General features: G+C 50.0%; 21 protein-coding genes and 1 riboswitch. Of the genes, 5 read left to right on the top strand and 16 right to left on the bottom strand.

Annotation, left to right across the window (positions count from 1 at the left end; all coding sequences use genetic code 11):
* Window position 1: 1 nt before the first annotated feature.
* The 10 genes from BZG20_RS01285 to BZG20_RS01240 all read right to left on the bottom strand — a co-directional run bounded on the left by BZG20_RS01285 (window position 2) and on the right by BZG20_RS01240 (window position 11,529).
* Complete coding sequence (locus BZG20_RS01285; protein WP_077577857.1) at window positions 2-628, bottom strand: CDP-alcohol phosphatidyltransferase family protein; 627 nt, start codon at window positions 626-628, stop codon at window positions 2-4.
* Entirely contained in the window at window positions 621-1,292 is a 672-nt protein-coding gene (locus BZG20_RS01280; RefSeq protein WP_077577856.1) for an ATP-binding cassette domain-containing protein, read from the bottom strand. Before BZG20_RS01280 ends, BZG20_RS01285 begins: the two co-directional genes overlap by 8 nt.
* Window positions 1,252-2,961 (bottom strand): thiamine ABC transporter permease, encoded by a 1,710-nt coding sequence (locus BZG20_RS01275; RefSeq protein ID WP_077577855.1) that lies wholly within the window; start codon window positions 2,959-2,961, stop codon window positions 1,252-1,254. Before BZG20_RS01275 ends, BZG20_RS01280 begins: the two co-directional genes overlap by 41 nt.
* A gap of 12 nt (window positions 2,962-2,973) precedes the next feature.
* Window positions 2,974-4,122 carry an ABC transporter substrate-binding protein gene (locus BZG20_RS01270; RefSeq protein ID WP_198531444.1) on the bottom strand — a complete coding sequence of 383 codons (1,149 nt, stop codon included), beginning with the start codon at window positions 4,120-4,122 and terminating at the stop codon, window positions 2,974-2,976.
* A gap of 18 nt (window positions 4,123-4,140) precedes the next feature.
* Entirely contained in the window at window positions 4,141-6,276 is a 2,136-nt protein-coding gene (gene lpdA / locus BZG20_RS01265) for a dihydrolipoyl dehydrogenase (protein WP_077577853.1), read from the bottom strand.
* A 282-nt stretch (window positions 6,277-6,558) separates the two neighbouring features.
* Complete coding sequence (locus tag BZG20_RS01260; protein ID WP_077577852.1) at window positions 6,559-7,152, bottom strand: TfoX/Sxy family DNA transformation protein; 594 nt, start codon at window positions 7,150-7,152, stop codon at window positions 6,559-6,561.
* Window positions 7,153-7,298: 146 nt separating this feature from the next.
* A riboswitch (cyclic di-GMP riboswitch) is annotated at window positions 7,299-7,401 on the bottom strand.
* A gap of 177 nt (window positions 7,402-7,578) precedes the next feature.
* Window positions 7,579-8,583: a substrate-binding domain-containing protein gene (locus tag BZG20_RS01255; protein ID WP_077577851.1), complete on the bottom strand. Its 1,005-nt coding sequence runs from the start codon at window positions 8,581-8,583 to the stop codon at window positions 7,579-7,581.
* A gap of 293 nt (window positions 8,584-8,876) precedes the next feature.
* The gene (locus tag BZG20_RS01250; protein ID WP_077577850.1) at window positions 8,877-9,653 is read right to left on the bottom strand and encodes a heme ABC transporter ATP-binding protein; all 777 of its coding nucleotides are present in this window, start codon (window positions 9,651-9,653) and stop codon (window positions 8,877-8,879) included.
* Complete coding sequence (locus BZG20_RS01245) at window positions 9,653-10,687, bottom strand: iron ABC transporter permease (RefSeq protein WP_077577849.1); 1,035 nt, start codon at window positions 10,685-10,687, stop codon at window positions 9,653-9,655. Before BZG20_RS01245 ends, BZG20_RS01250 begins: the two co-directional genes overlap by 1 nt.
* Window positions 10,687-11,529, bottom strand: coding sequence for an ABC transporter substrate-binding protein (locus BZG20_RS01240; protein WP_077577848.1), 843 nt, complete (start codon window positions 11,527-11,529; stop codon window positions 10,687-10,689). The genes BZG20_RS01245 and BZG20_RS01240 overlap by 1 nt, the downstream gene beginning before the upstream one ends.
* Before the next feature lie 200 nt (window positions 11,530-11,729).
* Here BZG20_RS01240 and BZG20_RS01235 point away from each other — a divergent pair, with 200 nt between their 5' ends.
* The 5 genes from BZG20_RS01235 to BZG20_RS01215 all read left to right on the top strand — a co-directional run bounded on the left by BZG20_RS01235 (window position 11,730) and on the right by BZG20_RS01215 (window position 16,166).
* The gene (locus BZG20_RS01235; protein WP_077577847.1) at window positions 11,730-13,787 is read left to right on the top strand and encodes a TonB-dependent hemoglobin/transferrin/lactoferrin family receptor; all 2,058 of its coding nucleotides are present in this window, start codon (window positions 11,730-11,732) and stop codon (window positions 13,785-13,787) included.
* A 76-nt stretch (window positions 13,788-13,863) separates the two neighbouring features.
* Window positions 13,864-14,397: a heme utilization cystosolic carrier protein HutX gene (gene hutX, locus BZG20_RS01230; RefSeq protein WP_046073303.1), complete on the top strand. Its 534-nt coding sequence runs from the start codon at window positions 13,864-13,866 to the stop codon at window positions 14,395-14,397.
* Between the two features lie 2 nt (window positions 14,398-14,399).
* Window positions 14,400-14,969 carry a heme utilization protein HutZ gene (hutZ, locus tag BZG20_RS01225; protein WP_046073302.1) on the top strand — a complete coding sequence of 190 codons (570 nt, stop codon included), beginning with the start codon at window positions 14,400-14,402 and terminating at the stop codon, window positions 14,967-14,969.
* 137 nt (window positions 14,970-15,106) lie between these two features.
* On the top strand, window positions 15,107-15,577 hold the full coding sequence (locus BZG20_RS01220; RefSeq protein ID WP_046073301.1) for a DUF2947 domain-containing protein: 471 nt from the start codon (window positions 15,107-15,109) through the stop codon (window positions 15,575-15,577).
* 145 nt (window positions 15,578-15,722) lie between these two features.
* On the top strand, window positions 15,723-16,166 hold the full coding sequence (locus BZG20_RS01215; RefSeq protein ID WP_046073300.1) for a hypothetical protein: 444 nt from the start codon (window positions 15,723-15,725) through the stop codon (window positions 16,164-16,166).
* Between the two features lie 88 nt (window positions 16,167-16,254).
* Here BZG20_RS01215 and panP read toward each other — a convergent pair whose 3' ends face one another.
* The 6 genes from panP to ugpA form a co-directional block, all read right to left on the bottom strand.
* Window positions 16,255-17,901, bottom strand: coding sequence for a pyridoxal-dependent aspartate 1-decarboxylase PanP (gene panP, locus BZG20_RS01210; RefSeq protein ID WP_077577846.1), 1,647 nt, complete (start codon window positions 17,899-17,901; stop codon window positions 16,255-16,257).
* Between the two features lie 216 nt (window positions 17,902-18,117).
* Window positions 18,118-18,639 (bottom strand): hypothetical protein, encoded by a 522-nt coding sequence (locus BZG20_RS01205; RefSeq protein ID WP_046073298.1) that lies wholly within the window; start codon window positions 18,637-18,639, stop codon window positions 18,118-18,120.
* 194 nt (window positions 18,640-18,833) lie between these two features.
* Window positions 18,834-19,655, bottom strand: coding sequence for an HAD-IIB family hydrolase (locus BZG20_RS01200; protein WP_077577845.1), 822 nt, complete (start codon window positions 19,653-19,655; stop codon window positions 18,834-18,836).
* Window positions 19,656-19,676: 21 nt separating this feature from the next.
* On the bottom strand, window positions 19,677-20,780 hold the full coding sequence (locus BZG20_RS01195; RefSeq protein WP_077577844.1) for a sn-glycerol-3-phosphate import ATP-binding protein UgpC: 1,104 nt from the start codon (window positions 20,778-20,780) through the stop codon (window positions 19,677-19,679).
* A complete protein-coding gene (gene ugpE / locus BZG20_RS01190) occupies window positions 20,781-21,629 on the bottom strand; it encodes a sn-glycerol-3-phosphate ABC transporter permease UgpE (RefSeq protein WP_046073296.1) in 849 nt (282 codons plus the stop codon).
* Window positions 21,629-22,510 (bottom strand): sn-glycerol-3-phosphate ABC transporter permease UgpA, encoded by an 882-nt coding sequence (gene ugpA, locus BZG20_RS01185; protein ID WP_046073295.1) that lies wholly within the window; start codon window positions 22,508-22,510, stop codon window positions 21,629-21,631. Before ugpA ends, ugpE begins: the two co-directional genes overlap by 1 nt.
* Window positions 22,511-22,533: the final 23 nt, after the last annotated feature.

Below are 22,533 nucleotides of genomic sequence, written 5' to 3'. Positions count from 1 at the left end.
GCTAGGAGGAGGGCGTATTGAGCGTACGCAACGTTTGGTACCCCGCCCAGACTCGTGTTGCTGCGGTAATTAAACAGGCTGCGCCAAAGATGCCGGCAATCCACGCCATGTATGTTGGGAAAAGGCACATTAACACAAAACTCGCGATGGTCTCCGTTCCTTCGGTGATCCCGCCGATGTAATACATCGACTTATTGGCGTAAACCGGGTTATCAATCTGGTGTTTGCTGGCCATAATTGCAAACGCTAAAAAACTTGCGCCAGTCCCCATAAAGCAAAACAGCAAAAAACTGGCGGCGATGGCGTTATTGGCCGGATCGGCCAGCGCAAAGCCAAAAGGAATGGCAGCGTAGAAGATAAAATCGAGGGTAATATCTAAAAAGCCCCCCGCGTCCGTGAGCCCTTGCTCGCGGGCGAGGGCACCATCAAGGCCATCGAAAAGTCGGTTGATGATAATAAACACAAGCGCCAGCCAATATATTTGTAGCGCGAGAGCGGGCACGGCCAGCAAGCCAATCAAAAAGCCTGAGAGCGTGACGGTATCGGGTTTTACCCTCCATTTTGTAAGCTGCACCGCTGCCTGCTTCAATGGCCAGCGGATTATCGCGATGGCGTAACGATCAAGCATTCTGCATCTCCTCGTGCGGTGCGGGGTCAGTCGGGCGAGCTGGCCAATTTAAACAGCGGCTCTGATCCGCAATATCCTCGGCATCATGCGTCACAATCAACGCAGGAATGTTTCGCTGCGCAATTTGCTCAAACACAAAGGCCCGAAAATCCCGTCGCAGCGGCTTATCCAGCTTACTAAAGGGTTCATCAAGCAAGATGGTATCGGGCGCGGCGAGTAATGCACGCAACACACTGATTCGCGCACGCTGTCCGCCCGAAAGCTGGCTGGGGGCATAATCCGCAAACTCCGCTAAATTGACAGACCCTAATGTTGCGATGGCCTGATCACGTTTTTGCGCTTTGCTCATCGATGAAGGCAGGGCAAAGGCTAAGTTTTGCCAGACGTTGAGATGCGGAAAGAGCAAATCATCTTGAAACAAAATCCCAATACGGCGCTGCTCCGGCGGTAAGTGATCAAAGGGCTCACCATTTAACGTCAGTTGACCGCTGTAATGCATCGGCGGTTGGATGTGCCCCGCCAATACACTCAGCAGACTCGATTTTCCGCAGCCACTGGGTCCCATCACGGTGAGTATTTCTCCCGGAGCGACCGAAAATGACAGCTCACGCACCAAACATTGATCAGGCGCGTTTATGGTGAGTTGGTTGACACACAGTGTCATGGTGTTCAGCTCCTGAATAAGTTGGTGTTGATTTAGGTAAAAGGCGACGTTCAGCGATGCGGCTCAGCACAGTGGCTAAGGCGAAAACGACAAGTGGAAGCATCGCTTGCATCAGCCCATACAGGCCACTGATACGGCGATCGAGGCCGCTCGATAAGCTAACCGCCTCTGTGGTCAGGGTATTAATGCGTCCCGCGCCCAGCAATTGTGTGGGGAGGTATTGCGCTAAGCTAACGCTTGCCCCGACCGCCCACGCCAAGATAATGGCGGGCAAAAGGAGTGGCAGTTTCACTCGCCACCATGCAAGCGTGGCGCTGACACCGAGGCTTCTGGCGGTTTGCATAAGACGCATATCAAATTGCTGCCACGGCCCATCGAGTGCGAGGTACACGTAAGGAAACGCGAAAAAAATGTGAGCCCAAAGGGTTGCCGGCACGTGCCACTGGCCGGGAAGGCTATACACCGCCACCTGAATACCGAACAAGATAGAGAGTTGAGGAACCAATAATGGAATAGCGATGACCGCTCTCGGCACTGAGCGTTGCTGATTGACCGAGCGTTCCAGACACCCGATGGCAAACAGCAAGGCGACACTGGCGCTGATCACTGCCAGAACGACGCTGTTCCCCGCCAATGACCACACATAGCTAAGCTCTTGCTCCCAAAACCGTAAGCTATATCGGCTGGGTAGCCAATCGGGAAATGACCAGCGCAGCGCGAATGACCACATCAGCAACACAGGCATAATTGCAAGGGGAGTGATAAACACCGGCCACCAGAGTGATTTGCCGGGTAACCATGCGTGGCGGCGCCCCGTGTATTGCCAGCGATTGAGACATTGGCAACCAAGCCACGCCAAAAAGCGAAATAGCAATAAAGCCAAGCCACACAGAGCAAACAACAGCAAGGCACCGGCTGAGGCTCTAGGCAATAGCGCTAAATCAGGGTCATTAAACCACTGCCATACCAATACCGCATAGGTGGGCGGCGTATTCGGCCCAAGGATCATCGCCACATCAACCACTGAAAGGCTGTAGGCGATGACGGCAAAAATCGGGAAACGCATTTTGGCCAGCCAAAGCGGAAGAATGACTTTTAACCAGGTTGCGGTGCGGTTATACCCGAGGCTGGTTGATACCATCGTCAGTCTAGACACATCAATTTGACGCAGCACCGATAGACTCATCAATAGTAAGAACGGGGTTTCTTTTAGCGTCAGCGCCAAGGTGAGCCCAATAACATAAGGGTCTTGTACCAGTGCCCAAGTCACGGGTTGATCGCCGAGAAGGGGACTTAACAGGCGAAACAGCCAACCCGACGGGGATAGCAGCAAAACCAGACCAATCGCAAACGCGACGTGTGGTAATGCCAGTAGCGCAGGCAAGCGTGCACTGATCTTTTGCCAAATAGGCGTGTGCCAAGTAGCCTGTAAAATCATAAAGCTAAGTGCTACCGCGAGCAGGCTACTGCCTAACCCCGAGATGAGCGTTAGCTGAATAGATTGTGATAGCCCCGGCCATGCCATGACAGCTTGCCAGCCGCTAAAATTAGCCTCTGTCAGCCCTAGTGTGGGTAAGAATGCAAAGGCGGTCGCGAATAAGCCGCCCACCCCTGGCAACAAGGGTAGGCAGCACACCGTTAGGGTAATGGCAAACAGCAAACGTGCCATATCAACCTCTTTCTATTGGCCGTAGCGTTTCAGCCAAGCGCGCTCAAGCGCGGTTTGCCAGCTTGGGTGTGGCTCGGGTTGGGTGTTAAAGCGGCTGACTTCGGCGGTGTCAGGCAGCTTCACCACGGGTGGATCGCCCCATACTTGAGTATCGGCTTTGCGCAGCTGTGCCTTTTCGCTCATTAAGAAGTTGATGGCGACCATGGCGCCGGCTTTGGCATTAGCGTTGTATGGAATCGCCATAAAGTGAATGTTAGACAGCGCGCCTTGGTCAAAGGCAAACGCACGCGCTGATGGGGCAAGTTTTCCAGAGGCCACCGCCGCTTTTGCTGCATTGGGGTTAAACGCTATCGCGACGAGAAGCTCACCATCGTCCAACAATTGGATAGTTTCAGCACTACCCGATGGGAACTGCGCGCCTTCGCGCCAAGCGACTTGGTGCAGTTGGTCGAGATAGCGCCACAATGGGGCGGTCACCGCGTCAAAATCCACCTCATCAACCGGCAAGTAAAGTGCCTCGCGGCTGTCCGTGAGCTCGAGTAACGCCGCTTTCAGAAAACTGGTGCCGTGGAACTCAGGGGGTTTGGGATAGCTGATACGGTCAGGGAATGCTTTAGCTAGATCTAGCAGCTCGGCAAATGATCGAGGCGGATTAGCCAAGGTTTTCTGATCATGGATAAACACCAGCTGTCCCACCCCCCAAGGCGCTTCGAGGCCGTCTGTTGGCTCAGTGAAGTCTTCTWCAACCGGTAAGCTTTTATCGACAATTTGCCAATTGGGGAGCGTGCTGACAAAAGGGCCGTACAGCAAATCATTTTCCTTCATCGATTTGAAGTTTTCGCCGTTAATCCAAACCATATCGACACTGCCGCCGCTATCCTTACCGGCGGTCTTTTCGGCAAGCAGGCGATTGACGGTTTCAGCGATATCCGCCACTTTGACATGTTTAAGTGTGACACCGTAATCGCGTTGTAACTCGCGGCTTGCCCAGCGCAGGTAAGCATTGATCTCTTGATTGCCGCCCCATGCGTTAAAGTAAACAGTTTGACCTTTGGCTTGTTGCTCAATTCTTTCCCAACTGTTGTTTTCCGCGCTTGCAGAGGTAGTAAAACTGGCAGTACTCGCAATTGCCAATGTTAACGCCGCTATCCAGTGTTTCATTGTCATCTTCCTTTTCAATTAGTGACGCATCCAACGATGATATTTTTCGACCCAGTTAAGCAGCTTCTCGGGTGCATGGGCTTGTTTCCACATCCCAGCGGTATACTTCACCGCTTCACTCATGGTCGGATACGGATGGACGGTGCCCAAAATTTTATTTAGTCCTAACCCGTGCCGCATGGCGAGAGTAAATTCTGCGAGCAAGTCGCCCGCATGCTCGCCAACAATAGTCACTCCCAGAATGGTATCTTTTCCTTTCGGTGTCAGCACCTTAATAAAACCGTGATCATTGCCATCAGCAATCGCGCGATCCAGATCATCAATGCCGTAATAGGTCACTTCCACTTCTTGCTGATTGGCTTTGGCTTCTTTTTCATTGATACCTACGCGCGCGACTTCTGGCGAGGTGTAAGTCGCCGCCGGCATCACTGAATAATCGGCTCGGAAGCGTTTAAATTGACCGAATAGTGCATTCACGGCGGCATACCACGCTTGGTGGGCACTGGCGTGGGTGAGCTGAAACGGCCCCGCTACGTCACCCACCGCATAAATATTGGGATAGGCGGTTTGCAGATACTCGTTGACTTGAATAGTGCCACGCTCGGTCACTGGAATATCGAGCTTTTCGAGACCAAATCCTTTGGTGTTGGCACTGCGCCCTAACGCGACCAGCACCGCATCAAATGCGACGGTTTTCTCACCGTCAGGCCCATCGAGTAAGGCGATTTGCTCATTATCACTGTGTTCAAATGCTTTGACTTTGTGCTGTGTTAAAACCGTGACGCCGTCACGTTCTAACGCCTGTTCAACCAATTGGGCGGCATCTTTATCTTCGCGGCTGAGAAGTTGGTCGGCCATTTCCGCGAGCGTCACTTGACTGCCTAAGCATGAAAAGCTTTGCGCCAATTCCGCGCCAATGGGGCCACCGCCTAAAACCAATAACCGTGGTGGCAGCTCAGTCAGAGACCAAATCGTATCCGAGGTGTAATGCGTGACCTCTGCCAAACCAGGAATGGGGGGCAGCATGGGGCGTGCGCCTGTGGCAATCACGATGTTGCGAGTGGTCAGTCGCTCGCCGTTCACCTCAACTTCCCATGGCGAAACGATGTGCGCTTCGCCTTGCACACACTCCACGCCGAGTTTGGTGTAACGCTCGACCGAATCGTGAGGCTCAATGTGGGTAATCACTTGTTTAACCCGTGCCATCACCGCTGAAAAATCAACAGCTGGCGTTTGGGTATGAATGCCAAACGTTTTGGCCTTGCCAATTTCTCGCATGGTTTTTGCCGCGCGTATTAGCGCTTTTGAGGGAACACATCCGGTGTTTAGGCAGTCACCTCCCATCGAACCTTTTTCAACCAGCGTGACTTTTGCTTTTACCACTGCAGCGATATAACTCGATACCAAGCCGCCTGCACCAGCACCGATCACCACCATATTGCGGTCAAACTGTTGAGGCTTGTTCCAACCTTGATAGCGTTTACGACGCGTGATCCAAGCCATGACCCATTTTGCCAGCAGTGGGAAGACACCCAGTAATGCGAGAGAGCCAAGCACCGAGGGAGACACCACATCGCCGAGTGCGTCGATTTGGGCCAGTTGGGTCCCTGCATTCACGTAGACTGCGGTACCCGGCAACATACCGAGCTGACTGACCCAATAGAAGGTGCGGGTTTTGAACGAGGTTAGCCCCATCACCAAGTTAATCAGAAAAAACGGGAAAATAGGGATCAGGCGGAGGGTCAACAAATACAAGCTGCCGTCTTTCTCAATGCCACGATTAATGGTATCGAGCTTATTGCCAAATTTGGCTTGGACCCAGTCACGCAGCATAAAGCGACTCACCAAGAAGGCGAGGGTGGCGCCAATCGAGCTAGCAAAGGAGACCAACACCAATGCCCACCAAAAGCCAAAGAGTGCCGCGCCCAATAGACTGGCTACGGCCGCTCCCGGCAACGACAGGGCGGTCATCACCACATAGCCGGCGAAAAACACCAAGCTCGCGGTGGTCGCATTTTCAATAATGTAATCGTTCAATGCCGCTTGTTGCGCCTTGGCGTTTTCAAGTGTCAGCCATTGGCTGAGATCAAAACTAAACCAGAGGGTAATAAATGCAGCAATCGCAAAGCCAAGTAAGAGCTTTTTTATTGGCATACGGTATCTCGTCAGGTAGCAAATAGGATCCAGTTATAACATTAGGTGCTGTAGATTAATTAACTGGCTGATTTTTCTGTTGCATTAAGAAACTGTGCTCTTAATCGTACCTTGAATCAGACCTGATCGATCGCAGGAGACTTTCACATGGAGTGTAAAAAAAGTGTGGTTGACGCTTTTTTGAGCGAAAAGAGAGAAGCGACACCGCCCTAAGGCGGTGTTGGACGCGAACATTGCTCACAGAAAAAGTAGAGTCAGAGTAGAGAGTGTTATTGTGAGGTGTTATTTCTCTAGATGTTGTAATAACTCTTGGCGGCGTTGGGGTGGGACAACTGACCAGTGTTTGCCAGTAATCGCGCCTTCTAGTGACCATAATAGCTCCAAGCTTAGGTCTTTATCATGTGCAGAGACGAGTGCTTTGTAGGCGTTGACTGCTCCCTGTTGATGAAGGGATTCAGGCGAGTCGATCCCTGCCTTTTTCAGCATTCTTTCGGTGGCGAGTCGAAGGTTTGGGAGATCTTTCAATCGTGACGGACTGGTTTCGGTTTTTAGCGAACGATCGCGAATGGCAACATCGAGTGCACTTTTAGCTTCACTGATGAGTTTTTGGTGATTGTCCCACCAAGTATCAGGAATGGCAAAGTACTTGGTGACCACCGGGAAACCACGTTTCTTGTATACATAGGGAGCGAGGCCCTGTTGTTTAAGTAAAGCTTCGTTTTCTTTGCCGGCGCGTAGATGAAGGGTGTTATTGACGACAAGGGCGAACATGGTGTCTTCGCAAAATAAGCCAAATCCGCCGAACATGGATCGGGATTTGATATTGCCAAAATCGGCAAATAAACGCATCGCGTCTTTTAAAGCTGGTTTATCCATTAATAACAATCTCGATGAATGCAAATGCCTAAAAAATAGTACCGTAGTGTAACAAGGCAAACAGGCAGAATTGTCAGCGAGTTATCAAAATCTCAACGATGATACATCGTAAGTTTTGACGCTATCTTCAGCTTTATAACAATGATGCTGGCAACCCCGCTACCGTAACTAACTGATTGAATTTTATCAGCGTCCATAGGCCGGTGGCTTTGCGTCCCATGCTTTCGCCATGGTTTGCCTTGTTCAAACAGGGATAAGCATATAATAATTAGACAGTGATGTCGCCCTCACTAACCACACAAAGTGTGATTTTGGTTCAAAAAGTTTGTAATTGACAAGTTAGAGTAAAGGCTCTTTTTGGCTCAAGAAAGGGGAAAAAGCCACCATACCCAATGGTATGGCAGCTTAAAAAGTTATTATAAAACACTAAGTTATCGTTTTTACAGATTCCCGACTAATGAGCTCGAGATCCATTTCAAATACTTGCTGTTGCGTATCATTATCGTTAATGCGTGCAAGCAAGAGTTTAACAGCGGTCTTACCGAGTCGCCGCTTAGGTTGGTGGACGGTTGTCAGTGGTGGTGAGTAATACTCGGTCAGATCAATATTGTCATAACCAATCACAGAAATATCTTCAGGTACCTGCAACCCCGCTTGGTTAAAGGTGCTAATTGCGGCGAGCGCCATAATATCGTTGAAGCAAAACACGCCCGTGGGACGATGATTCATATCAATGAACTGTTGCGCAGCGACTTTGGCCTGTTCTGCCTCGAAATCAGCCTCTACGATCCAGTCAGGGTTCGCTGTTATATTGGCTTCATCCAGTGCACGGTAAAATCCTGCTAGTCGTTGTTTACAGGTATTTTTATCCATTTGACCGGAAATACAGCCTATTTGGGTATGGCCATTGTCAATAAAGTGTTTGGTTGCCAAGTATCCGCCTAACTCGGCATTGTCTTCGATGCGATCGGTGTTGATATGATGACTCCCCCAATCCATTACCACCATCGGGAGATCGCGTTTCTTTTCTAACAGCAGCATGAGATCTTCATTGAGATCCGAGCACACCACAATCAAACCATCGACACGTTTTTCTGACAACATGCGTAAATAGTCACGCTGTTTTTCTAGGTTACCCTCGGTATTACATAAGATCAGGGTATAACCTTGCTCATAGCAATAATCTTCTACACCGTGAACCAGTTCAGCGAAAAAAGGGTTGGTTGATTTGGTCACCAACATACCAAGCGTGCGCGTCGTATTACACTTTAAACTACGCGCGACCGCACTTGGCGCATAATTAAGGTCTTCAACGGCTTGCCAAACCTTCTCGGTTGTTTTCTCTGCGACAAAGCGGGTCTTATTGATAACGTGTGAAACCGTGGTGGTTGAAACGCCCGCGAGACGCGCGACATCTTTAATCGTTGCCATCTTAATTCTTCTATATTGTGAAGCCTTGGGATCGTTACTCGCGACCTTACAGAAAAACGCCGCTGTAACGCAGCGGCGTTGTCTTTCACAATCCCGGCTCATCAGAGGGTTGCGAAGGTAACGAATCCGATTTCATCCATTCTCATAGTTAATCGGTTGCGGTCTCAGTTTACTTAGGTTGCTGCTCAGTCGCAATTGGTCTGATGAGCAAGCCATCACCAACAGGTGGTTTTGTGACCCAGCTATGCTCTTGCAGCGTGATCTCATTTTCTTCACAGTCGGCAAAATTGTCATTACGTCACTATCAGTGGGCAAGCATGCGTTGGGTGTGTCATTACTGTCAGTGGGTGTTGATAAATCTCAGTCATCTGGTGGTGCGTAAAGCATTGCCAAGGCGTTCCCGAGAGAACCATTTCGCCTTGTTTCATAAAATAAAGATAATCCGCGTAGCGACTGGCAAGGTTAAGGTCGTGTAGGACGATGATCACTGTCATTCCTTGATCAACCAGTGCCCGGCACTGCATGAGCGTTTGGTGTTGGTGACTAATATCAAGGGCAGATGTCGGCTCATCAAGCATCATCATGGCACGAGTCGGTTCAGTGTGCGCTAATTGCATGGAAATACGCGCCATATGCACACGCTGTTTTTCACCGCCCGACAGAGTGGGGTAGGCACGATGTGCAAGATGAGATACATGCCATTGATGTAGCTGCTCTTCGGCTAACGCTCGGATTTGTTTACGGTTTGCTTTTAATGGTGTGCCGCCCATTTCGACGACGTCTTTAACCGTAAACGCAAAGGTTAACTCGCTGGTTTGCGGCAAAAAGGCAACCTGTCTCGCGAATGTATCACGAGGCCATGTCGCTCTTGACGCTGACCAAAACAATACGTCGCCTTGTTGGTGTTGCTCACTCATCAGCTGTTTGAGCAAGGTACTTTTACCCGCTCCGTTTGGACCGAGTAAGACATGTAACTGTCCACTTTGAAACGCGACATTGATGTCGCGAAGCAGTGGGCGTTGACCAAGGGTGTAATGAAGGTGTTGAACATGAAGCGCCGTACGAGACATTAGTGCACCATCGTTTGTCGTTGCTGAATAAGAAGCCAGATAAAAAAAGGTGCGCCCATCAAAGCGGTAATAATGCCTACGGGCAACTCCGCAGGTGCGACAATCACTCGAGCAATAATATCGGCAAGCGTGAGTAAAAGTGCCCCCAATACTGCAGATAAAGGGATGAGCATACGGTGGTCGGGCCCAACGATCAGGCGGCCAATATGCGGTACCACTAAGCCAATAAACCCAATCAATCCCGCAGCACTAACGGATACGCCCATCCCGGCAGCGGTTGCAATGATCAGCAAACGTTTTAGGCGGTGAATATCGATCCCTAAATACGCGGCTTCGTTTTCACCGAGCAATAAAGCGTTCACCTGATGAGCACGACAACAAGCAAACACCGTGAGAGCGACAGCCGCCACTCCAGTTAAAGCGATTTGCCCCCAACTGGCACCGGTCAGTGATCCCATAGACCACAATGCGATATCGCGTAGGGTTTGATTGTCGGCCACATAGTTGATCATTCCCAGCGCCGCGCCTGATAGCGCGCTGATAGCAATACCGGCCAATAGCATGACGGTAACGGACGTGCCCATCGCGGTGGTGCCGATTCGGTATACAAATAACGTTGCGAAAAGTGCACCAAAAAAAGCAAATAGAGGCACTGATAAGTGAAACGCCATGTTTGTACTGCCAAATGACAATAACAACAGCCCCAGTGCACCGCCTAGAGACGCCCCCCCTGAGACACCAATAATCCCAGGATCCGCGAGAGGGTTACGAAATAGTCCTTGCATTAATGCACCGGAAACGGCGAGTAAAGCGCCCACAAATAAGCAAAGCAGCGTTCGGGGCAGTCTGACTTGCTGCACGATGGCTAATACATGAGGCTCAAGCTGGTCTTGCCAAGGCGTTAGACTTTGTAGACTGACGAGCCAACCTAACTGCCATTGACCGACTGCAATCGAGGTCACCGATACGGCAAGCAACAAAATGATCAGCGCGGGAAAGAGTCGCTGATGAGGATGCTGTATCTGTAATGGCATCACTGGCTAAGCTCTATTAACTGTGATTGCACACGAAGCGCCTCATCTAAGCTTTTCAGGCTCAAACCGCCAACCAACACACTGCCATCGATCGCGAGGATCTTGTTTTGCTGAAAAGCTTGGGTGTTTTCTAGCAAGGGGACGGCATTGGCGAGTCCTGTCAAGCCACCCAATTGGTCCAAAGAACGTTGCATCACCAAAATAAAATCGGGATTAAAACCGAGCAACGCCTCGGGTGAGAGGGGTTTATAGCTGGTAACCGTATTGGCAGCCGGATTAGTCGCGCCGATAAGCTCAATGAGCGTATTGGGTGTCGTGCTCGCGCCGGCAATACTCGCGGGACGACCTTGGTGAACAAGTAAGAAAACCCCCTGCTGTGTCGACGCTAGGGCGCGACGTTTCAGTTGCGTGAGTTTTCCACCGACCGCACGAAGCAGGGGTGCCGCTTTACTTTGCTTGTCTGTGAGGTTGGCAACTTGGGTTATGCGCTGTTTCAGTGCCGCCACCGTCGATGCACTGGGTAGCGCAACCACCTTAACCCCGGCATTGTCGAGCTTTGTTAATACAGGTTTGGGGCCCATTTCCTCAGAGCCTAACAAAAGCGTGGGTGACAATGAGAGTACCCCCTCTACTGATAACTGACGGTGATAACCGATATTGGGGACATCTTTATTATTAAGCTGGCTCGTGGCATCAATCCCCACAATTTGTTTTTCTGCCCCCAGATCAATCAGTAGGTCAGTAACACTTGCCCCCGCACTCACTATGCGTGGCGATGCGTGAATTGAAAATGAAACGAGTGTCATCATGAGGGCAATCAGTCGAACAGCAGCGGTTGCCATGCTTTATCCTTATTTTTCAGTGTCAGTAGTGTTGAGTGGTTTATATGCTGGTTAGGTCGCCACACCGTGCGACATGAACGCAGACAATATATTACCCAATACAAACAAGATCAATTATCGTTTGCATTCCTGTTCTCGATCAATAGAATCACCTTCAAATGATGATAAGTCGCATTTGCAGTAAGGCATAGAGAACCGTTATGAAAACCAGAAAGGATATTTGGACAGTAAAGCATAGCCACCGTGTCGCCTTGGCAGTCGGGGCCGTGCTAAGTACGATGACTGTTGCGCCTCAGGCCGTCGCTGAGAGCGCGAGTGCCGCCAGCCAGTCTAAAGAGGTTAGCCCTGTAGAGACGCTCTCTGTCTACGGAAGTCGTATGGACACGCAAAAAGCGAACGCTGGCGTGGCGGTGAGTACAGTGTCATTGGAAGAGATAGAGAAACGCCAGGGAAGTAATGTCACGGATTTGATTCGTCATTTACCCAATGTCTCCGTACTCGGAGGAGGGCGTGATGCCGCTCAGTCTGTTAGCATTCGAGGCCTTAGCAGTGACAACGGCCGCGTCATCCAGCTTGTTGATGGTGCCCGTCAGAATTTTTCGGTCGGCCATCGTTCCAGTCTATTCATCGATCCTGAATTGCTCAGTTCAGTCGAAGTGGTCCGTGGCCCTTCCAGTACGCTGTGGGGGTCTGGTGCATTAGGCGGTGTATTCGCACAAAACACCAAATCAGCCAGTGACTTTCTCTCTGGCACAGAAACCTTGGGTGGCTATGTCAAACAAGGCTTCCACAGCAACGACAACGCCTCACGTACAAGCGGTGCGGTGTTTGGTCGCACGGAGACGGTTGATTGGCTAGTACAAAGCTACTATCACGATAGCGACGATAGCCAATTAGGCAATGGCAAGACCTTGTCGTATTCTGCGGATCGAGAAAAAGGCGGGTTTGCTAAACTGGTGTTTACGCCTTCTTTGGATCACCAGTGGTCATTCATCGCGCGTCAAGGTAAACGTGACGCCATGGTTCCCTCTAATCCGACGACAGAAGAGCCGTCAACCTCGTCGCCCCTCGTGTATCGCCAAGTCGAAGACCAAAGCCTGTCGCTCACGTACAACTATAACCCTAGCCAGTCATGGGTGGATTTAGACACTCGCCTGTATTGGAACGACACCGAGGTCAATGAGCATCGGGTTGATAAAGGTGAGTTTGATAATAATCAGATGCAAACGCTGGGTTTGTCTTTATCGAATCGCTCGACGTTTAAAGCACTAACACTAACCACTGGTCTGGATGCTTATCAAGATCGCTTTGAAACCGTCCGAGATAAAAGCAATACCTCTCGCCCAGACAACCAAGATGCCGAAGCACAAAGCGTCGGCGTATTTTCCCAAGTTGATGTACCGCTGGGACAAGCATGGCACTGGCAAGCGGGTGTCCGTTTTGATGCCTATGATGCGAAAGATAAGCGACCCGAATCGACCATTGGTAACCATGATAATACGGCGTGGTCGCCTTCAACTGCATTGACTTGGAATGCGACTGAACAGTTAGCATTGACTGCCAGCTATCGCGAAGCATTTCGAGCCCCGAGTTTAGAAGAAATGTATGCCAGTGGCACACATTTTGGAATGAACCAGTTTGTGCCCAACCCAGATTTGAAACCTGAGGAAAGTGCCAACAAAGAACTCAATATTACTTATACGTTTTCATCGAGTCAGTATATTGATCAAGGTTATATTGATGCCCGAGTCTTTCGCAATGACGTCGATAATTTTATAAATCAATCGGTTAAAGACGGCTCTTGGGGGGCGTATAATGGCACCACGGTGAAGACGAACCTTCCCGAAGCTAAACTTGAAGGCATCGAGATTAGCTTGCATCACCAACTTGGTGGTTTTACCAATAATCTGAGCTACAGCCAAACCGAAGGCAAGAATAAGCATGATGGCAGCTATCTAGATAATATTCCCGCTCATAAATGGGTTGCGGAAACCGACTACGCGCTGGCGACGTTACCAGTGAGTGTTGGTGGTCGCGTCTCTCATTATGCCGATCAAGACGACACGAATAATGCCAACACCTACGACGGCTATACCCTGTGGGATCTGTATGCAAGTTATAGCCCGAATGGCGCCTGGGATGGGGTGAAGCTTGATCTCGCGATCGATAATTTAACCGATGAACAATACACCCAAGCGTGGGCGCAAACCGCGTCACCCGGGCGTGATATTAAGTTTAATGTTCGGTACCAGTTTTAACCCAAAGATAAAGGGCAGGTGAACGCCTGCCCACTCAGAGACGACACACCACAATAAGAATAGGCTGGAGTGATCAATGACAACTACTTTAAACGAGCAGGTAAACGCACTATTGGCAGATAATGCCTCTATATTGCCTGCTGATATAGCGAAAACCCTAGGCGTGAGTGAAGGCGAGGCAGTACGTGCCATGCCGGCTGAGTATCAAACGTGGGTGGACGGGCAGCATGCGGAAACCGTTTTCACCCAGGTGGCCGAATGGGGTGGCCCAGTCACAGCGATTGTGCATTCCGGTGGCTCAATTTTTGAAGTAAAAGCCCCGTTTCCCAAAGGAAAGATCGCTTATGGCTACTACAACTTAATGGGAAAGCCGGGTGAAATGCATGGCCACCTAAAATTAGAGCGCATGACTGGCATTGCCTTCGTCAGCAAGCCTTTTCGCGGTAAAACAACCCACTATATCGGCTTTTTCACCGAACAGGGGGATTCAATCTTTAAGATTTACGTGGGAAGAGACGACAAACGTCAGCTTCTTGAACATCAGGTTGAAGCCTTTAATCAACTAAAAACGCAGTTAGCGACCTCAACACCAACAGACCCGGAGCAATAATCATGGATCAAGCGACAAAACAACAACGCCTACAAAACCGCCTTGGCCCAGAAATCGAAGCCTTTCGTGCTAACTGTCGGACTTTGCAGCTAGCAACCGTCGATGCCCAGGGAAAACCCAACGTGAGTTATGCGCCATTTGCACAGTTGGAAGACGGTTTTTATATTTTAATCAGTGAAATTGCTCGTCATGCTCGGAACCTACAACAAAACCCCCAAGTTTCGCTGATGATGATCGAAGACGAAAGCGGGGCAAAACAGATTTATGCGCGCCAGCGCCTTAGTTTTGATGCCAATGCTGAATTAGTGATGCGTGATACCACTGAGTGGCAAACGGGGATTTCGGCGCTGACCCACCGCTTTGGCGATATTATCGACAGCTTAAGCGGGTTAGCTGACTTCCATTTATTCCGTCTAAAGCCGGAAAATGGTCTGTATGTCAAAGGGTTTGGTCAGGCCTTTCAGGTTGGCAGTGATGATTTTGTCGATATGGTACACCTTGACCAAGGTCATCGAAAACTTGGCGACAGCCAAGATGTTCAATCGACCGATGAGATAGCGGTTAACGACTAACCGAGTTTGCTTTCCTCAAACGGCGATGTGTGAAGCATCGCCACTCTTGTGTCGCTTCAGTCCGGGTTTACTTAGTAACAACCCAGTGATGATTATGATAAAGTTGTCGGCATCATAGAGCGTATAACCTGATTAGCATGAATTATCTCCCGTTGTCTGAATATAAAAGAAAGTGGATCTTCACCCACCAGTCTTTGCCTATTCCCGAACAGGATCTCGCTGATATTAAACCCATGGCTGAGGCACGCGCGGCGCAGTTATGGCAAGAATTTATCAGTAAAGACAGCCCAACACCGGATCATTTTGGCAAGCAAGATTGGCCGACGCATCAAAGCGTTTGGACCCAGCGACTGGTTTGGCAACAAGCCTGGGACGACGATGATGATCTTCCCGTAGAGTTTCTCGCTAACTTTCCTTGGGAAGACAATATTACGGTCTATTTTTGCTACGACAAACATAATATTGTCGAAACCCAATGGGGCGTGTTTAAACGGTATTGGAAAAACTTTCTATTCTACGATGATAAGCCTATTTTGCTTGGGCGTCGTCGCAAGGAAGTCGCTATGTTTGAGCAATCAGGCGAAGTGGTGATTGGCAAACGTGACTGACCTCAAGTTATCAGCGGTAGTGCCGTTACCAATGGTAGCCATGCGCTAATGTGACAGCCGGGCGTGGTGACGGCGCGATGCGTCTTGATAAGTGACCAGCCATAGAGAGACGCGTTGTATTCGGTGCACAGTGTAGGAAGAAGTGATGATTAAGATAATGGCCGCAGTGTGCTTGTCGATGTTATTGGTCGGATGCTCACTGCCAAAAATGTCGGACTTATGGCGCAATTACAGCACCATTGGTCTCAATGAAGCACTGCGTGGCGCGCAACAAGATCTTGTCCATTGCCGCTATGACAAAACACTTGATACGGCTCAGCGCTACACCGTGATTGGTACGGCGCGAGAGAAAACACGTGCGTTTGAGCTAATGGGCATTGTCTACAGCGAACAAGAGAACAGTGCAGAGTTTGATCACACGCTGCAGCGGTTTTTGTTTTCAGAACCGGGACGAACGATGACGGCATCTCAGGTACAGATGCAGTGGCGTCAAGCCCAAATTGATATCGAACATCAACGCGAGGCAGTACTGAGCCAAACACATTGCTTGCAATCAACGACGTCACCAAAAGCAGGGCCGCTGAAGTAGCCCGTTTGCTGCGCAGGTCATCATTTTTTAGCGCAATAGGGCAGCCACCGTAACGGGGCTGCCTTTTTATTGCTCGAACCGCACCGACTTAGGCTTTGAGAATACTGTCAGCCAGTGTCATCAGGCGTGGGTAGGCAAACTCACTTTCTTTGGCGATTTCACCCTGCTCCGCCAACACTTCTTGCAAAATATCAGCGGTGGTGAGGGGATTGGCCAGCACGACACGGAAAACCGTGGTGGTGCGACGTTGCCATTGCTCAGGCGTGAGACGTGTACGGGAGACAAAGGTTTTGCCCGATTCGCGCTGGCGCTTTTGAATGAACTTGGTTAGGTCGTTAAGCAAATCATGCATCAACTCAATTTGCTCCTCACTTGCCACAGCCAGCGCGGTTTGTACTTTTGCGGGCACAAAGCGATAGGTGAGTAGGCACAACTCGGGTTCCGATATCAGCTCAAAATCTGGATCTGTGGTTATCATGTCGGCAAACGTCGCCGCTTTATCAATACTTTGATCGATCAATAACTCATAACCGCGGCGAGAAATGATGTTCATACAAGCAAACACCAACATTGCCATACCACTGCGAGAGCCTTCGAGTGTGTGACTCCCCAGATCTTTTGCTCCTTTACGCAGGATGTACTCCGCATGATGTTCGATCGACGCCACGAGCGACGGATCTTTAAATAACACCATACCAGCCCCCATAGGGACATAAAGCTGTTTGTGCGCATCAATCGTGACAGAATCGGCACGTTCAATCCCAGCCAGTTTGTGGCGCTGATTATTTGACATCAAGGTCGCGCCGCCCCACGCGGCATCAACGTGGAAGTGAATGCCCTCACGTTCCGCAATATCAGCCAGTGCATTGAGAGGATCAATGCTGCCTGTCTCTGTGGTGCCCGCCACCCCCACGATAGCTATCGGTTTAATATTGTCCCGGTTAAGTGTGGCAATGGTCTCTTCGAGTGCATCAATGCAAATACGATTTTGGCTATCTGCAGGAACCGAGATCAGTTGGTCGCGGCCAATGCCGAGTACATCAGCCGCCTTACCCAATGAATAGTGGCCTCGTTCTGACACCAAGATCGCGAGGTCGCGATAGCCATAGTGACGCATCGCGCCAAACAAGCCAGCCTTGTTGATGCCAGGAAACTCTCCGTCAGGTTTGAGCACGTTATTTCGCGCGACCCACAACGCGGTGATATTCGCCACCGTTCCACCTGAGCAGAAGGCCCCTAATGAATGGTTCGCGCTGTGCATCCAACTTTGATAGAAGGCGTCGTCTTGCTGATAAATCAGGTTGTGCAACATGCCAAGCACTTGCCGCTCAAGCGGTGTAAATGCCTTAGATGTTTCAATTTTGACCGTATTTTGGTTGAGGCCAATCATGATTTTAGAGAGCGGCATCAAAAAATAAGGCAGTGCAGAGGTCATGTGGCCGATAAATCGCGGTGAAGCGGTATGTACCGATTGAGCGACGAGCTTATCGAGCAGAAACTGCGTGTGATCAGAGACAAAAGTGGGGTTTTCAGGGATGGCCGGATCGCTAAAATCGCGCTCAATATCAGCGAGCGACCGTTCGGTGGCCGTAATATGGTTTTGTAAAAACCGGTTTAGATTCTGAGAGATCGCTTGCTCAATTTGACTGAGCGTTGAATCTGGGGCTTCGGGGACAGTGAAAATCCGGTGCAAGGTTTCCGGTGTGGCGTCCGCGGCTTTATTTTGTGTTGCCATGACGTTCTTCTTATATCTGCTTGGCTGTCCAAATAGTGACTCTCTCATGCGCATTGGGAGTAGGGTCACGATCACTGACTGAAATTAGGCCTCAACATAGCAAAAAAAAGCGAGAGCATCAGGCTTTTTTTACTGATAGATGACAGCTGAAACAGCACACGCGAAAGAGAGTCGATAAAAGAGCCAGCGGTTGCCGGCTCTCAAACAGCGGCCTGTTTACTGACACTGACGTTGGTTAATGCTGTTCATTTGGTCATTGTACTGGTTAAGTGCCTTATCAATCTCTTTTGGATGACTTAGCAGATCGGCAAGTGCACTGCGAAGGGCGTAGTTCCCGTCCATGGCTTCGCCTTGGCGGAAGTTAAACACTTTTTCGGCCAGCGCAGAGGGGGGCAACGAGCTTTGTGCGAGTGTTTTTACGTCTTCTTGGCCTAGTTTTAACCAAGATTCCACAGGCGCTTCCAAATTGAGCTTGGCGCTGTCATTTTCTAAATAGTAATCAAACGCTTTTGCATTGAGGTTAAAGTGATTTTTACGGCCTTGCAAAAACCACTGTGCAACCTCATCGAGCGATGCGTCTTTTTTCACCGTCATATCGACCAACGCTTGGTACCAATTGATCGATGCATCTACATAATCATGATACTTGGCCGAATAGCAATCTGCATTTTTGACAGGCGCAGCGTTTGACATTATCGGCAATAGTGCCGCGACCAGTGCAAGGGCATAGCGTTTCATAACATTATCCTAATCGTTATCGTGTTTGCGCTTTATGATTATACGCACCAACCATGTGCGGGGCGCAAACGTTGAGGTTTGGGCATCTTTGTGAATGATAAAACGCGGATATTGTAGAACGAGCCAGCGACAAAGTTAAATAACACATTGATATAAAAAGCCCTGTAGCAGAAAAGCTGTGACGTCACACTCAGTTAGCGCGTTGACATAGCTTGTGGGTTCGACAGTACCGACAGCCAGTGGTGGGCAAATTCGGCAAAACCAAACCCTCCCGGTGCATCTGTGATCCAAGTTGGTACGGTGGCCAATGTCGGAAGGTGAGAGGAGATATTCGCGACGCCGACGCTCAGAGGAAAGTGGGCAAACATTTCGCTGTCGTTCGGTGAATCGCCAATAAACGCTGCGCGTTGCTGAGTTTGCTTTCCTGTGACACTGTAACGATCTAACCATTCTTGCGCCGCGTGTCGTTTACTGTGGTTACCTAACCAGGCGTTAATGTGAATCGAACTGGCCGTTGCATTGACTCCCTGCCCATGAAGCTCGTCGAGTAATGCATTGATCTCGTCTGCGGATGCGCGTGGCGTATGCTGGCCAATATCAATCGCCACTTCACAGAGACGATAGGACTGATCGGCAGCAAGTGCGCGAGCTGGATAGCGCTGAAGTAAGCGGTTTACCCAGTCAAGTAGCGCAGCTTGCTGTTGATGGGCGGCATGATTGATTTTCGTGAAGCGCTGACCGTTTTCTTGCCATAGGATCACGCCACCGTTTTCGCTTATCACCGTATCGACAGGCCAGGCGTTAATCATATGATCGCCCCAGCCAGCGCACGCGCCAGTAACAGGGACAACGTGAATGCCGGCTTCACGGAGATCGGCCATTGCCTTCAGTGTTTGCCAAGGGAGCTCACCTTTCCATGTCAAGGTGTCATCGACGTCGGTAAACAGCCATTGCACGTTACGCCAGCGTATGGCGTGGTCATGCATTGACGATATGGGCAAACACTGATTCGGCATAGGTATTGCGATCCTCACTAATTAAATAGCTGCCACATGGCGATGATTCATTTGACGCAGAGTGAGCGCCAGCCGTTTTCCCTGCTCATGGTCAAACACGTGGAGGTTCTCAGGGGCAATCGCCAAGGGTAGGTTATCTCCTTCTACGACCTTACTGTGCCCCTCTAAACGCAGTGTGATGAAGCTGTCAGTATCGCTTATATGCCCATAGACCAGCAAATCAGCTCCCAAAGACTCGGTTAAGGTAACTGACAGTGTGAAACAGGCCTGATCGGCCGGTACCACTTTTAAGTGCTCGGGACGTAATCCGACGGACACGGATTGTGTGTCAATGCCCTGACACTCAGCCAATACGTGTTGACCTATCGAGAGGACGTCATTGTCGATACGACCTTCAACGATATTCATCGCTGGTGAGCCGATAAAAGTGGCCACAAACAAGCTAGCCGGGGCATCGTAGACGTCTAAAGGCGTACCAATTTGTTCAACGTTACCACCATTTAATACCACGAGGCGATCCGCGAGAGTCATTGCTTCAACTTGGTCGTGGGTGACATACACAGCAGTGGTATTCAGCTTTCTCTGCAAACCTTTGATTTCCAGGCGCATTTGTACACGCAGTTTGGCATCAAGGTTGGATAACGGCTCATCAAAGAGAAAAACCTTGGGACGACGCACAATCGCACGGCCCATTGCCACCCGTTGTCGTTGTCCGCCGGACAATTGATTGGGCCGTCTGTCGAGTAGGTGCTCTAGCTCGAGCATGGTCGCGACCTCGGTGACAAGCTGTTGAATGGTCGCTTTTGGTGTCCCGCGATTTTTAAGGCCATAGGCCATGTTGTCGAATACACTCATGTGTGGGTAAAGCGCATAGTTTTGAAATACCATGGCAATATCGCGCTCGCCAGGCTCAAGATCATTCACTTTTTTATCGTCAATGACTAATTGTCCGCTGGAAATCGCCTCTAGGCCGGCAATCATGCGCAGTAAGGTTGATTTGCCACAACCACTGGGGCCCACCAATACAATCATTTCGCCATCTTTCACTGATAAGTCGACGCCGTGAATGGCTTTGAACCCATTAGGGTAGGTCTTTGCCATCTGTTCTAGGGTTACCGTTGCCATTTACTTCTCCGTTTCCACTAAGCCTTTTACAAAGAGTTTTTGCATGCCGAGCACCACGATCACCGGGGGTAGCATCGCCATTAGAGTTGTTGCCATTACGCGGTTCCATTGCACCTCACCATCACCAACAGAGAGCATGCGCTGAATACTCATCACAATGGTGTAGTACTCATCATCGGTGGTGATCAAAATCGGCCAAAGGTACTGGTTCCAACCATATATAAAGGTGATCACAAACAGTGCGGCGATATTGGTGCGCGAAAGAGGCAGCAGAATGTCTTTGAAAAACTTGAACGGGCCCGCGCCATCAATTCGCGCGGCTTCAAGCATTTCACCTGGGACCGTCATAAAAAACTGACGGAATAGAAAGGTCGCCGTAGCGCTGGCGATGAGTGGAATGGTCAATCCCGACATCGAGTTGAGCATGTTCAGGTCGGCAATGACCTGGAATGTTGGCATGATGCGCACCTCCACCGGTAGCATTAGGGTCATGAAAATCACCCAAAATGCCAACATTCGACCGGGAAAGCGAAAATACACCACGGCATAGGCTGAAAGAATGGAAATCGCGAGCTTGCCAATGGCGATGCCCATTGCCATTAAAAATGAATTCCACAGCATGCCGGCCACGGAAATGTTTAACTCGCGTGATGTGCCTTCGGTTAATACCTCCTCGAACACAGATAATCCTTTGTCACCAAACCATAACGGCGTGACACCACTTACAAAGGCGCTGCTGTCATGGGTGGCGGCGGTCAACGCAAGCCACACAGGGAGCGCCACCGAGGCGACGCCTAAAATCAACACCAAATGCGAGAACACAGTAAGCCAAGGGCGACGTTCAACCATTAGTAAGCCACCTTCTTTTCAACATATTTAAACTGAATCACGGTTAATGCGCCCACGAGGATCATCAACACGACGGATTGCGCGGCGGACGATCCCATATTGAGGCCGACAAAACCGTCTGCATACACTTTATAAACCAGCGTTGTGGTGGATTGACCGGGCCCACCTTGCGTCATGGCATGAATCACCCCAAAGGTTTCGAAAAAGGCGTAGACCAAGTTCACAACCAGCAGGAAAAAAGAGGTCGGAGAGAGCAGTGGAAAAATGATGGTCAAAAAGCGTTTTACTGGGCCTGCGCCGTCAATAGCTGCCGCTTCAACCAATGAACGTGGGATAGATTGCAGCCCGGCGAGGAAGAACAGAAAATTGTAGCTAATCTGCTTCCATGTAGCGGCAATGATCACCATGGTCATGGCATCTCCAGAATGGATAAACGGATTCCAGTCTAAACCAATGGCTTTTAGCGCGTGGGCTAATACACCGACAGTGGGATTGAACATGAATAACCACAACACCCCTGCCACAGCGGGAGCGACCGCGTAGGGCCACACCAAGAGTGTTTTATAGCCTGTCGCCCCTTTAATGACACGGTCAGCCATCACCGCGAGCACAAGCGCCGATAGAAGCGCGATGCCTGCAACAGAAAAACTAAAGAATAAGGTGGTCAAAAAAGAGCGATAATAGCTGGTGTCTCCCAATAACTCGGTGAAGTTTTCGCCACCGACAAACTCAGTACTAAGACCGAAAGGGTCTTCCAACAAGGTGGATTGCCATACAGCCTGCGCCGCTGGCCAGATAAAAAAGATAAAGGTGATCAGCAATTGAGGCGCGAGCAATAAAATGGGAAACGCACAATGATTAAATGTGGGTTTATTGGACATAGGCTTTCTCAAAAAGTGGAGCG

The sequence above is a fragment of the Salinivibrio sp. IB868 genome, assembly GCF_001995655.1.
GTDB lineage: Bacteria > Pseudomonadota > Gammaproteobacteria > Enterobacterales > Vibrionaceae > Salinivibrio > Salinivibrio siamensis.
Note: the sequence above shows the minus strand (reverse complement) of the source record. Positions and strands in the feature narration are given on the sequence as shown.

Coding starts and splice junctions, on each gene's coding strand:
- BZG20_RS01285 (WP_077577857.1), bottom strand. CDS start 628: ATGCTTGATCGTTACGCCATCGCGATAATCCGCTGGCCATTGAAGCAG.
- BZG20_RS01280 (WP_077577856.1), bottom strand. CDS start 1,292: ATGACACTGTGTGTCAACCAACTCACCATAAACGCGCCTGATCAATGT.
- BZG20_RS01275 (WP_077577855.1), bottom strand. CDS start 2,961: ATGGCACGTTTGCTGTTTGCCATTACCCTAACGGTGTGCTGCCTACCC.
- lpdA (WP_077577853.1), bottom strand. CDS start 6,276: ATGCCAATAAAAAAGCTCTTACTTGGCTTTGCGATTGCTGCATTTATT.
- BZG20_RS01260 (WP_077577852.1), bottom strand. CDS start 7,152: ATGGATAAACCAGCTTTAAAAGACGCGATGCGTTTATTTGCCGATTTT.
- BZG20_RS01255 (WP_077577851.1), bottom strand. CDS start 8,583: ATGGCAACGATTAAAGATGTCGCGCGTCTCGCGGGCGTTTCAACCACC.
- BZG20_RS01250 (WP_077577850.1), bottom strand. CDS start 9,653: ATGTCTCGTACGGCGCTTCATGTTCAACACCTTCATTACACCCTTGGT.
- BZG20_RS01245 (WP_077577849.1), bottom strand. CDS start 10,687: ATGCCATTACAGATACAGCATCCTCATCAGCGACTCTTTCCCGCGCTG.
- BZG20_RS01240 (WP_077577848.1), bottom strand. CDS start 11,529: ATGGCAACCGCTGCTGTTCGACTGATTGCCCTCATGATGACACTCGTT.
- BZG20_RS01235 (WP_077577847.1), top strand. CDS start 11,730: ATGAAAACCAGAAAGGATATTTGGACAGTAAAGCATAGCCACCGTGTC.
- hutX (WP_046073303.1), top strand. CDS start 13,864: ATGACAACTACTTTAAACGAGCAGGTAAACGCACTATTGGCAGATAAT.
- hutZ (WP_046073302.1), top strand. CDS start 14,400: ATGGATCAAGCGACAAAACAACAACGCCTACAAAACCGCCTTGGCCCA.
- BZG20_RS01220 (WP_046073301.1), top strand. CDS start 15,107: ATGAATTATCTCCCGTTGTCTGAATATAAAAGAAAGTGGATCTTCACC.
- BZG20_RS01215 (WP_046073300.1), top strand. CDS start 15,723: ATGATTAAGATAATGGCCGCAGTGTGCTTGTCGATGTTATTGGTCGGA.
- panP (WP_077577846.1), bottom strand. CDS start 17,901: ATGGCAACACAAAATAAAGCCGCGGACGCCACACCGGAAACCTTGCAC.
- BZG20_RS01205 (WP_046073298.1), bottom strand. CDS start 18,639: ATGAAACGCTATGCCCTTGCACTGGTCGCGGCACTATTGCCGATAATG.
- BZG20_RS01200 (WP_077577845.1), bottom strand. CDS start 19,655: ATGCCGAATCAGTGTTTGCCCATATCGTCAATGCATGACCACGCCATA.
- BZG20_RS01195 (WP_077577844.1), bottom strand. CDS start 20,780: ATGGCAACGGTAACCCTAGAACAGATGGCAAAGACCTACCCTAATGGG.
- ugpE (WP_046073296.1), bottom strand. CDS start 21,629: ATGGTTGAACGTCGCCCTTGGCTTACTGTGTTCTCGCATTTGGTGTTG.
- ugpA (WP_046073295.1), bottom strand. CDS start 22,510: ATGTCCAATAAACCCACATTTAATCATTGTGCGTTTCCCATTTTATTG.